Origin of the sequence: Nocardia sp. NPDC057353, from assembly GCF_042667085.1 — a bacterium.
In the GTDB taxonomy this organism is placed as follows: domain Bacteria; phylum Actinomycetota; class Actinomycetes; order Mycobacteriales; family Mycobacteriaceae; genus Nocardia.
Map to the genome: position 1 here is coordinate 1 of NZ_JBHVAK010000109.1, position 11,001 is coordinate 11,001.

At 73.1% G+C, this 11,001-nt stretch carries 11 protein-coding genes; all 11 read left to right on the forward strand.

Annotation, left to right across the window (positions count from 1 at the left end):
• Positions 1-639 (forward strand): hypothetical protein (locus ACFUUZ_RS30905; protein ID WP_378702444.1); only part of this gene is annotated, 639 nt, incomplete at its 5' end.
• Between the two features lie 2 nt (positions 640-641).
• Positions 642-2,810 (forward strand): hypothetical protein, encoded by a 2,169-nt coding sequence (locus ACFUUZ_RS30910; RefSeq protein ID WP_378702446.1) that lies wholly within the window; start codon positions 642-644, stop codon positions 2,808-2,810.
• A 32-nt stretch (positions 2,811-2,842) separates the two neighbouring features.
• Entirely contained in the window at positions 2,843-3,349 is a 507-nt protein-coding gene (locus ACFUUZ_RS30915; protein WP_378702448.1) for a hypothetical protein, read from the forward strand.
• Between the two features lies 1 nt (position 3,350).
• Positions 3,351-4,196, forward strand: coding sequence for a hypothetical protein (locus tag ACFUUZ_RS30920; protein WP_378702450.1), 846 nt, complete (start codon positions 3,351-3,353; stop codon positions 4,194-4,196).
• Positions 4,197-4,232: 36 nt separating this feature from the next.
• Complete coding sequence (locus ACFUUZ_RS30925) at positions 4,233-4,730, forward strand: hypothetical protein (RefSeq protein WP_378702452.1); 498 nt, start codon at positions 4,233-4,235, stop codon at positions 4,728-4,730.
• Positions 4,731-4,733: 3 nt separating this feature from the next.
• On the forward strand, positions 4,734-6,725 hold the full coding sequence (locus tag ACFUUZ_RS30930) for a hypothetical protein (protein WP_378702454.1): 1,992 nt from the start codon (positions 4,734-4,736) through the stop codon (positions 6,723-6,725).
• Positions 6,722-7,648 carry a hypothetical protein gene (locus ACFUUZ_RS30935; protein ID WP_378702456.1) on the forward strand — a complete coding sequence of 309 codons (927 nt, stop codon included), beginning with the start codon at positions 6,722-6,724 and terminating at the stop codon, positions 7,646-7,648. The genes ACFUUZ_RS30930 and ACFUUZ_RS30935 overlap by 4 nt, the downstream gene beginning before the upstream one ends.
• Before the next feature lie 112 nt (positions 7,649-7,760).
• Entirely contained in the window at positions 7,761-8,690 is a 930-nt protein-coding gene (locus ACFUUZ_RS30940; protein WP_378702458.1) for a hypothetical protein, read from the forward strand.
• Positions 8,687-9,133 (forward strand): hypothetical protein, encoded by a 447-nt coding sequence (locus ACFUUZ_RS30945; RefSeq protein WP_378702460.1) that lies wholly within the window; start codon positions 8,687-8,689, stop codon positions 9,131-9,133. Before ACFUUZ_RS30940 ends, ACFUUZ_RS30945 begins: the two co-directional genes overlap by 4 nt.
• Complete coding sequence (locus ACFUUZ_RS30950; RefSeq protein ID WP_378702462.1) at positions 9,130-9,981, forward strand: DUF2637 domain-containing protein; 852 nt, start codon at positions 9,130-9,132, stop codon at positions 9,979-9,981. Before ACFUUZ_RS30945 ends, ACFUUZ_RS30950 begins: the two co-directional genes overlap by 4 nt.
• Positions 9,982-10,062: 81 nt before the next feature.
• Complete coding sequence (locus ACFUUZ_RS30955) at positions 10,063-10,512, forward strand: hypothetical protein (protein WP_378702464.1); 450 nt, start codon at positions 10,063-10,065, stop codon at positions 10,510-10,512.
• Positions 10,513-11,001: the final 489 nt, after the last annotated feature.

Consider the following 11,001-nt stretch of genomic DNA (forward strand, 5'->3'; position numbering starts at 1 on the left):
GCTTCGCGGCTGATCCGCAAGTACACCGAGCTGGGGATGCTGTCGCGCCAGCGGGTGACCCCGGTGCCGGGCCCGTCGTGGGTGTTCCCGACCCGAGCCGCGGTGGAGGCGCTGACCGGACGGGCGGCGCGGGCGTGGTTGCCGACGCCGAAGATGGCCGGCCACACCCGCGCGGTGCTGGAGCTGCGCCTGGCGCTGGTCGGGCTGGACCTGGACCGGTGGATCTCGGAGCGGTCGATGCGCGCCGAGCAGGCCCCGACGAAGGCAGGGGTGGACCGGCCCCACATCCACGACGGCCGCTACCTCACCAGCTCCGGTGAGTGGTGGGCGGTCGAGGTCGAGCTGACCCGCAAGAACCTCGCCGCGTCGCGGTCGGCGCTGGCCGCGTCGGTCCAGGCCGCCAGTCACGGCGGGTGCGCCGGGCTCGCCTACTACTGCCGCGGTGACGCGGTGAAGAGCGTCACCCGCGAGGCCGCCGCATCCCTCGATCTGTCCGAGGGCCCGCGGGTGGTGCTGCGCGACTTCGACGAGGTGCTGTCCTCGTCGGCCCCGCGACCCGGGCTCCGGGTGATCGAGGGCGGGGCCTCTGATCACGAAATCCCCCAGGTCACAGACCCGAACGAAGGAAAGGCGGTCTGATCATGACCTGCTCTCCGATTCTCACCTCCAACGACTGCAACCCCTACGCGCCGGTGCCGGTGCTGCCCGCCGGGCCCGAGATCCAGACCCAGCCCGTGCCGCTGGACGCCACCATGCCGGTCCAGGCCGGTGCCCCGGGCGAGATCCCGGACCCGACCGTGCGCGTCGATCCGACGATGCCCCCGGTCGGGCTCCGCCAGGACCCGCTCGGCTGGCTGCCGGACTTCTCGGCCTGGACGTGGGCCGGGGTAGGTGACGGCGCGCTGCTCGCGGCCGCGGTCGTGGTGTCGGTGCTGGTGATGGTGCTAGCCATCCTGGTCCCGGCCACCATGCTCGCCTGGCGCCCCGCGCGGCTGCGGAACTGGCTGTTCGCCAGCATCGTGGCGATGCCGGGCGCGGCGGCGTTGTTCGCGTGGGATGCCTTCGCGCCGGTGCACGAGTTCACCGCGGCGGCTGCCGATTTCCTGGCCGGGTCCTACGTGGCTGGGGTGTTCGGGATGTCGGTGCTGCTGGTTCCGGCCGCGTGGCTGACCGCGACGCTGGTGTTCACCCGCCAGCGGGTGCAGCTGGCCACGGTCGGGCTCGGGTCTCCGGCGCGCACCGAGCGGGCCCTGCACGCCCAGGCCCAGCGCGAGCAGCGCGCCGCCGCCCGGCTCTCCCGCCGCCGTCTGCCGTTCACGACCGGAGGCCGGAACCCGGAGCCGGTAATCGGGCGCCTGGCGGTCGAGCACGACCAGGCCCCGCCGGCGTCGGTGCTGCGCCAGCTGGGCAAGCGCACCGAGACCAGGCTGATCCTGCCGCTGATCAACCTGGCCGAGCACATGTCCACGATCGCGAGCTCGGGCTCGGGCAAGACCACGCTGATGCTGCGGGTGCTGGTGGCCTGGTACGTCGCCACCTGGATGCGGCACCGGCAGTGGTGGCGGCTCAACGGCCGCCCGGGGCGTCCGCTGGCCATCATCGTGGACTGCAATGGCGGCCCCGAGAGCCGCAAGGTCGCCGCCCGGGTGACCAAGTGGTTCACCGCGCTTGGCGTGCGGCCGGATCGGATCGGGATCTTCCCGGACACCACCGACCTCGCGCTCTGGGACGGTACCAGCCGCGACGACCTGCGCTCGATCCTCTCGGCCATGGTCTCCGGCGGCAGCACGCCGACGACTGACACCGAGAAGTACTTCCACGAGATCCGCGAGACGCTGATCCACCTCGTGGTCGACGTCCCGGAGCGGGTCGAGCGGATCAACGGGGTCGCGACCCCGATCGGGGAGAACCCGCCCCGGTCGTGGCTGGAGTTCCTGTCCCGATTCGACATCGCGAAGCTGTCCAAGCTCTGGGGCGGGCAGGCCGGGGAGAAGAAGTGGACCGGGGTCATGGGCATCGACCTGGAGATCAAGTCCACGATGGCGGGCGATCAGCCGGTGCTCAACTCCGCCCGCGCGGAGTTCGCCAACCTCTACCGCTCGCTGGGTGAGGCCTTCGACGGCACGAAGGCGCTGACCGACTTCGACGTGCTCTACATCGTGCTGGAGGGCGTGAAGACCCCGGATCGGGCCCGCGCCCAGTTCGGCGCCCTGGGGACGATGTTCGAGCAGCTCGCCGACAAGCAGCACGGCCGCACCTCGCTGATGGTCGTGGACGAGTTCTCCGCGGTGTCGGATGGCAAGACCCGCGCGGTGAAGTGGGTCGAGCGCCTCCGCAAGGCCGGGATCGGTACCTGGTGGATCGCGCAGTCCTGGCAGGGACTCGGGCACGACGACGACAACCGCGCCGCCCTGGTCGCCGCGGCGTCGGGCGGGAGCCTGATCGGGCGCACAACCAGCCCGGAGACCATCGCTCAGATCTACGGCACCCGGCCGAAGTTCGAGTTCAGCCGCAAGTTGATCGCGGGGAACCGCGACGGTGACGAGGGCAACGTCCAGTCCGGTGACCAGTTCCTGCTGCCCCCGAACAGGCTGCGCGCCATGGGCAAGGGCGACGTGGTCATGGTGGCCGGCGGCCGCGCCCGCTTCGGCCGGGTCTCCCCGCTCAACGACGACGAGCTCAAGCGGATTCGCCCGCTGCCCGGGCTCGGCGACTTCCACGACCCCACCACCGCCAGCACCGCCGCCGGTGAGCCCGAGGCCTCGGGCGCGACGGTGATCGACCTGTCCGGCCGCCGCCGCCAGGCCTGAATCCGCAGCCCATAGAGAGAGGTTTATCCATCATGTCCAACCCGAATCCGGCGCACGATCCGGAGGACTTTGGCGAGGAGCTGGGCGGGCGCAACGCCGCCGAGCAGGCCCACCAGGACGACGTGCTCGATGCCCTGAGCGCCGACATGGCCGGAACCCCGGCCGCCGCGCTGGCCGCCCAGCTGGTGCCCGTGGCCCAGGACGGCGGCGCGCTCGGCCAGACGGTCGGCCCGCACCTGGCCCGCGTGTCCAAGGCCCGCGACACCGCGGGCATCTGGGGCCCGGCCGTCGCCGCGACCGGCGCCGCCGGGGTGGCGGTGGCGGTGCTGCCGCTGCCCGGCCCACTCGCCCTCTACGTCCTGGCCCTGGCCGCCTTCGCCTGGTGGCACTGCGCCGGACGGCCCGGCCCGAGCGAGGCGGTGCGGATGCTCGCCTACTCCACCGCCGACGCCGCCGCCTGGATCCGCCGCCACATCGAGCACCTGGCCCACCGGCGCTCCCAGCGCCGCAGTACCGACCCGGAGAAGGGCGGCGCCTGAAATGCGGTTCTACCTCGGCACTCACCAGCCCGGCTGGCTGCGGCGCACCGCGGTGCCGCTGTTCATCTCCGACGTGCGCCTCGTGCGCTACCGGACGCTGCCGCGGGCGAGCGGGCGGTGGGCGCTCGACAGCGGCGGGTTCTCGATGCTTAGCGTGCACGGCACCTGGGCGGCCGGTCCGACCCCGGCCGAGTACGCCGCGCGGGTGCGCCGCTACCGCGACGAGGTCGGCGGCCTGGACTGGGCCGCGATCCAGGACTGGATGTGCGAGCCGTTCATCACCGCCAAGACCGGGCTCACCGTCACCGAGCACCAGCACCGGACCGTGACCAGCTACCTGGAGCTCAACGCCCTCGACAGCAGCTTGCCGTGGGCGCCGGTGCTGCAGGGCTTCGAGCTCGCCGACTACGTGCGCTGCGCCCAGATGTACGCCGATGCCGGGGTGGACCTGGCCGCGGCCGACATCGTCGGCGTCGGGTCGGTGTGCAGGCGCCAAGGCACCGTCGAGGCCGGGCAGATCATGACCGCGCTGACCGTCGAGATCCCCGGAGTCCGGTTGCACGGCTTCGGGGTCAAGACGATCGGGCTCGGCCAGTACGGCGTGCTGCTGTCGAGCGCGGACTCCATGGCCTGGTCCGACACCGCCCGCCGCGAGCGCCTGCGCCTGCCCGGCTGCACCGGCCACATCAACTGCGCCAACTGCCTGGACTGGGCGCTGACCTGGCGCACCCAGGTCCTGGCCGGGCTCACCCGCGCCACCGGGGCGCGACCGGTCCGCGGCTACCGCGCCCGCCACACCGACGCGGCCGGGCCCGCCCTGTTCGACCACCCGCAGAAGACGGCGTAACCGCCGCACCAACCCCGAGAAGAAGGAGAACCGACCATGTCCACCACCGAAACCGTCCAGCGGCTCGCGGCACCACCGCGGCTGCCCGACGCGCTGTGGTCGCTGCCCGCCGACCGGTTCCACAAGGCGCTGCTGACCACCATCGGCACCGGCGCGGCCAGCAGCCCGCACATCGAGCAGCTGTCCCGCCTGGCCCTGTACCTGGTGCTGGAGGCCCCGGCCGGGCCGCCGTCGAACTCCACCGAGTTCATGGCCCGCTTGGACGTGAGCGTCCTGGCCCGCGCCTGGTCCGGCGAGGCCGGTGCCGAGCGCTGGACCGGTGTGCAGGGCGCCGATCTGTTGATCGCGGCTGCCGCGCCCGTGCTCGGCAGCCTGGTGGCCCAGTGCCACAACGCGTTCCGGAGCTGGGCCACCGATCCCCGCACCCTGCGCTGGGCCGCCACCGCCGCCGGGATCGACCTGGTCCCCGGATCGGCGGGGTACTGGGACATCCCCTCGCTGCCGCTGCCCACCACCACCGAGAAGGAGACGTAATCCATGTCCGATCGAGCGACCGAGGACGAGATCATGGACGAGGCCAAGAGGTTCGGCCAGGCGCTGGCCGCCGCCGCGCACCGGCACGCGGTGGCCACGACCTGGCTGGAGAAGCGGCTCGCGCGCAAGCAGGTCTCGCGGCTCATGCGCGCCCAGCACCGCGACGAGCAGCGCACCCGCACCGCGCAGCGCAAGTTCGCCAACGGCGCGGTAGACCGCTACCGGCAGCACTCTCTCGGCGTCGCCGAGCGGGCGGCCGATCCGCGCACCGGTGCCGAGCAGCGCACCCGGGACCTGGCCGCGCTGGGGCACCACCGCCGCGAGCTGCAGCAGTGGATCCTGACCGAGCCGCACCTGAGCGAGACCCAGCGCGGGATCGCGCTCGACGGGATCGAGGCGGTCACCGAGTTCCCGCAGTTCAAGCTCGGGAACCTCTACACACCCGGACGCCGGGTCATGGGCATGGACGCGCTGCGCTACCGCGCTCACGTCGCCCGCGTCCGTGCCGAGCACGGCATGGGACGGCTCCAGCGCGGCACCACCACCGCCGCGCGCACCACGAGCGCGGTAGCGGCCGGTCCGGCCCGCCGGGGCCAGGTCGCCCCGCTCACCGTCGAGCAGCTCGACCAGCAGCGCCCGCGCCCGCAGGCCCAGCACCAGGCCCCGGCACCCGCAGCTGCGGTGCCCGCGGCCCCGGCCGGGGCGGATGCTCCGGTTCCGGTGGCTCCGGGCCCGCAGCAGCTGGGGCTGCTGCAGACCGAATGGGTGCACAAGCTGCGCGCGGCGCAGATGAACTGGAACACCCAGGCCCCGGCCACGCGGGACGGCAACGTGCTGCGCAACCTGGACGACCAGCGCGAGTACGCCGCCCGCGAGGCGGCCGAGGCCGGGGTGAGCCCGGAGCGGATCTCGCACGAGATGGAGTACGCGGCCGAGAACTCCCGGTTCACCAGCGTGCTGATCTCCTACAGCGAGCACGGTGGCTACACCACCCGGGGCTTGCACGCGACCGAGCAGGAGGCGGTCGCGTGGGTGAACCGGGTGGCAGCGGAGTCGAACTGGAGGCCGGGGGTGTCGCTACGGGTCTCGGTGGCCGAGCACGGCGCCGACCGGCCGCTGTACCGCGCTGAGGGCAGCGTGGACCGGGTCCGGGCCCGCACCGCCGGTTGGGTCCGTACCCCGGACCGCGGCCAGCAGCAGCGCACCACCGGCGCCAGCACCGGCGCGGGGGACGAGTTGCAGGAGCTGCGGACCCGGCACCGGCTCTCGATCGAGCACAACGCCGACCTGGCCGAGCAGAACGCCCGGCTGACCCGCCAGCTCACCGCGGTCACCGCCGACCGGGACCAGCTCGCCGCGGCGGCGGCCGACCGCTCCGGGCACGAAGCCGCCCAGGAGCTGGCCGAGGTGCGGGCCGAGCGGGACCGGCTGCGCGGTGAGCGCGACGAGGCGGTGACCAAGCTGGCCCGCCGCACGCCGCCGGAGCAGCGGTACGGCAGCCCGCAGCGCCAGGCCGACGCCGCCCGGGGCGGTGACCGGGCGCGCAACGGCCGGGGCACCAACACCGGGGCCGCGTCCGGGGTCGAGGGCGGTCTGTTCGGCGACGGAGAGGTCGCCGCGCACTACCAGGCGTTCCGGGAGCAGATGCAGGCCGGGATCGAGCGGGAGCGCGCGGCGTTCCCGGACCAGATGCGGGAGTTCGCGGCGGGCGAGCACGGCAAGAGCCTGGATTCGAAGACGCGGGAGTGGATCGCCACCGCCAGCGACGGCGAGCTGCTGGCCGTTGGGGAGCAGCAGGGCAGCGTGCGCCGCGACCCGTCCAAGCCGCCCCTGAACCGGGTGGAGGAGTCGGTCAAGGCCGTGCTCGGCGACACCGGTACCCCGGACCCCGGCACGGACCGGGACCTGCCGGATTCGGCGCTGGCGGACTACGAGCCGACCAGCCTGGCCGAGGAGATGGCGCGCGGGCACCAGCGGAACGGAATGGCCCGATGACCGCGCTCAACGAGCTCCGCGACGAGGTCGAGCAGGCCCAGTTCGGCTACTACGCCGCCCGGATCCCGGATGAGATCGAGGCGCGGTGGCGCGCGGACTACGCCACCGCGGTGCACCTGCGGTTCCGCGCCGGAGACGCCTGGAGCACCGACGAGGCGCGGCGGCTGCGCGCCGAGGCCGACCTGGTCGCGCAGCGCTGGACCGACGAGCCGGACATGCGGGCCCGGTGGGAGCAGCTGGACGCGATGCGCGCCGAGCTGCCCGAGCTGTTCGTCCACGCCCCGACCCACCCGGATCTGCCGATCGAGGCGCGGCCGGCGTCGATGGACGAGCTGTCGTGGCGCAGCCAGATGCAGGCCCTGCAGCTGGAAGGGCTCGGCGCCTGGCCAGACCCGGCCAACGAGCGGGTCAACCCGCACAACGGACGGACCACGTTCGAGCCGCTGTCGTGGGACCGGTCGGATCCGACGAACCCGAACCACTTCACCGGCGCGGGCAGCCACGGCGAGCGGGTGATGCGCGCGGACTTCGCCCGCTTCCACCAGCTGCGCGAGCAGGTCCGCACCGAGCGCGGTGATGACGAGCAGCTCCAGGACGCCGAGGACATGAGCACCCGGATCGGGCTGCGCTGGTCGCTGCGCGGCGACGAACTCGGCACCGAGTTCCGGGCGATGACGGGGCAGGTCATCGAGCACCGCGGCGAACCGGACTGGGCCGCCGTGGCTGCGGCCGAGCTCCGGGCCGATCTGAGCGTGCCGGAGATCCAGGTCCGCAGCGCCGAGCAGGTCACCGAACTGCTCGACCACGACCGCTCCCGCAACTGCGAGCGTTCGTCCGGCGCTTCCTCCGCGCTGGCCGACTACCAGCCGTCGAGCGTGGCCGAGGCCGCGCAGCACGGCACCGGGCGGGCCCGCACCCGCTGACGAGGAAGACGTCCGTGCCGAGCGCTCCACCGCTCGGCACGGACCGGCCCCGGGCGACCGGGGCCCACGGCCCGACCCACCACGAAAACCGAATCCCGAAGGAGCCGAACCAATGACCGACGATACCCGTCCCACCAGCACCGACACCGGTGCCGGGACGTTCCAGGAGGCGCGCTTCCGTGCCGACTACATGCACTCCCTGGCCTGCTACCCGGCCGACCCGGACCGCTACGACCCGGCCGACTCGCTCGACGCCGCCGATTACGTGGCGCCGTGGATGGATTCCGCGGATTGGCACGAGCAGGACTGGTGCGCCGAATGGGTCTACCTGGGCGACGCCCGCGAGCGGTGGGAGCGTGACCCGGCCGCCGCCGCGGCGCACGCCGCCTCCGGCGAGCTGACCGAGGTGCAGCGGCGCAGCGAGGCCCAGGCCCGCCACCTCGCTGAGCACGGTCTCACCTACGGTCCGCACGGGCTGGTGACCGGGCCCTACATCGAGGCTGTCGAGCAGCGCGGCTATCTCGCGCGCGCCGAGCACGACATCTACCTCTATCGCTACGCCAACCTCGTCGAGAACGACGAGGAGGTGCTGATGCGTGCCGACTACGACCGGGTCCGGGATCTGTACGACCCGAACACCACCGTCTACGCCGAGTACGGTGGCCCGTTCGATGCCCACGCCAAGGCGATCGAGCAGAACTGGAGCACCGGCGGAGGCCAGATGGCTCAGGCCTGGCGGCATCTCGACGCCGCCCGGGCTCAGTGGCAGAGCTACCCGGCGATGTCGCAGCTGGCACTGACCGAGCACGAGACTGCCCACGCCCGCGGTGAGTCCGGCCGGTTCACCGAGATGCAGTGGCGCAACCAGCTGCACGCCCGCCAGCTCACCGGCCACGGCGAGTGGACCGTCGAGGCCCCCACCGCCGCCCACGACCGGGACACCGAGCGCGACCAGTTGCCGAATTCGGCACTGGCGGACTACCGGTCGGGCAATGCGCTGGCGACCGGGCTGGCGAACGAGCGCAAGGGGTTACGGCGGTGAGCGCCCCGGCGATCGAGGCCACCATGCCCGCCCAGGCCGCCGAGCGGGTGCCGGGCCCGCGGCCAGCGGCGCCGCGCCCGGCCTTGCGGACCGCGTGCACGGTCACCCTGGCCAAGACCGCGCCGAAGCGCGCCGCGGTGCCGGTGGCCGGGGCGTCGGAGTCCGGGGAGCTGGCCGAGCGGCTGACCGCGGCGAACCAGCGCGCGGCCGAGCTGGAGGAGCGCCTGGCCGCCGTCGTCGCCGAGCGCGACGCCGCCGAGCACCAGGCCGCCCTGCTGGAAGACCGTAACCGCGAGCTTGCCTGCGATCTCGACAACGCCCTGGACCAGCTGGCCGGGCACGCCCTGCACGCCGAGCAGGAGCGCCTCGTCGGCGCCCCGGCCTGGCACGAGCAGGACTCCTGGCTCGCATCCGATCACTCCCGAGGAGGTTTCAGCCGATGAACGAGCACGTGCTGTCGCACGAGGGCGACGCGGTGTCGCCCCCGTCGCCCGCCGGAGCGGCGGGTGTCGCCCCGGTGTCGCCTGCCCCGGCTCCGGCGGGGTGGAATGTCGCCGAGGTTGTCGCCTTGCTGGCGCTGGCGGCGGTGAGTATCGCGGCGTTCTCGTGGTCGGCGATCGCGCTGCACGGGGTCGCGGTGATGTCGGGGATCCCGTCCGGGCTGGCGTGGGGTGCCCCGGTGATCGTGGACGGGCCGATCATCCAGGCCGCGTTCTCGCTCGTGGCGTTGAACCGCCGCGAGCGGATCGGGGTCGGGATTCCGAAGGCCACGCGTCGGTTCTTCTGGGCTGAGCTCGCCGCCGCTGAGCTGGTCTCTCTGGTCGGCAACGGCGTCCACGCCTGGACCGCGGACGGGCTGAAACTGCCCCAGCTCGCCGCGGCGATGGTGGCCGGTGCGGCGCCGGTGGCCGCGCTGGCGGTCACCCACGCGCTGACCGCGCTGCTGGAGGTGCCGCGCACCCCGTCGCCGGTGCAGGCGACACCCGTCGCTGGTGTCGCACGCGGCGGCGACACCCACGCGACGGCGGGCGACAGCGGCCCGGAGGAGAGCGACGGTGAGGCGACAGCGGTGTCGCCGGACCCGGTGGCCGAGCGCGACGCGGAGGTCTGGCGGCTGCACCGGGCCGGTTATTCCTACCGCGAGATCGCCCCGATCGTCGGGCTGCACCCGGGCACGGTCGGCAAGGTCGTCAACCGGCTCAAGACCGAGCACGACGGCGACGACACCGGCGACGGGCTGCGCCTGGTCTCCGGCGGCACCCCGCAACTGGCCTTGCCGAGCAGTAACTGACCCACCCATCGCGGGGCGGGCAGCGCCGCCCGCCCCGCACCGAGATCCCGCATTCACCACTTCACCCTGGAGGAAAACGTCATGACCAACACCCTGTCGGACCTGGACCAGATCAACGCCGAGCTGATGGGCCAGGGCGCCCGCAACCCGTTCGGGCGCGCGATCGAGCCCGGGACCGCGGTCTCGGGCGAGATCATCGCGGTGGTGCGCCGCCACCGGCACAACAGCAGCGGGCAGCCGCTGTTCTGGAAGGACCGGCGCCCGCAGCCCGCCGTCACCGGTGATCCGGTGATCGACTCGCAGCTGATCATCGAGACCGGCGTCTACGACGACGACGCCGACGACGGGCTGCGCGCGGTCACCCTGGACCGCGACGTGCAGCGCGCGATCAGCACCGCGGTGCGCCGCTCGCGCGCCGGCGGAATCGCCATCGGCGGCCGGCTCGACAACCTGGCCTTCGTCGGCCCGGCCGAGAACGGCTCCGGCCGCGCCTACAAGCTCGACGCCTACCTCGCGCCCGCCGCCGAGTAGCCCAACCGCACCCGCTCCGGAAGCCCCGCCGTGATCACGGCGGGGCTTCTTCGTGTCCGGGGCACCTCTGCCGGTCGGCTCATCCCCCGACTGCTCCCCGGGGCCCTTCCTCCGAAGGCTTCTCGAGTGCGGCCCGGTGGCCGGTCCAGGGTGGCCGCAGGCCATCGGCGCAGCCGACGCGCAGCGCCCTTGACCGGGTGCCGGGACGCGCTCACGCTGTCTGGCCGAGGAAGGGCGTCCCGCCGTGGTTTCGGCGTCCGGACTCGGTTGCCGGGGTGCTGCTGTGGCGTACCGAAAACCCACCGTGGAGTAACCGAAAGCTAGCCGAAACCTATTGTGTTGCCACGATAGTTTTCGGGCCACTCCTCTTCCCTCCCATACCTGCCTTGAGCTGCGGGTTCAAGGGCTGTGATTTCTGCTCACTCCCCCCACCCCCGTCCGACATCACATACCCACTTCGTGCGCATGTGATGTCGGACGGGGGTGGGG

Excerpts from the sequence above, each read along its gene's own strand:
- ACFUUZ_RS30955 (WP_378702464.1), top strand. The coding sequence starts at position 10,063 with ATGACCAACACCCTGTCGGACCTGGACCAGATCAACGCCGAGCTGATG.
- ACFUUZ_RS30910 (WP_378702446.1), top strand. The coding sequence starts at position 642 with ATGACCTGCTCTCCGATTCTCACCTCCAACGACTGCAACCCCTACGCG.
- ACFUUZ_RS30935 (WP_378702456.1), top strand. The coding sequence starts at position 6,722 with ATGACCGCGCTCAACGAGCTCCGCGACGAGGTCGAGCAGGCCCAGTTC.
- ACFUUZ_RS30920 (WP_378702450.1), top strand. The coding sequence starts at position 3,351 with ATGCGGTTCTACCTCGGCACTCACCAGCCCGGCTGGCTGCGGCGCACC.
- ACFUUZ_RS30940 (WP_378702458.1), top strand. The coding sequence starts at position 7,761 with ATGACCGACGATACCCGTCCCACCAGCACCGACACCGGTGCCGGGACG.
- ACFUUZ_RS30950 (WP_378702462.1), top strand. The coding sequence starts at position 9,130 with ATGAACGAGCACGTGCTGTCGCACGAGGGCGACGCGGTGTCGCCCCCG.
- ACFUUZ_RS30925 (WP_378702452.1), top strand. The coding sequence starts at position 4,233 with ATGTCCACCACCGAAACCGTCCAGCGGCTCGCGGCACCACCGCGGCTG.
- ACFUUZ_RS30930 (WP_378702454.1), top strand. The coding sequence starts at position 4,734 with ATGTCCGATCGAGCGACCGAGGACGAGATCATGGACGAGGCCAAGAGG.
- ACFUUZ_RS30915 (WP_378702448.1), top strand. The coding sequence starts at position 2,843 with ATGTCCAACCCGAATCCGGCGCACGATCCGGAGGACTTTGGCGAGGAG.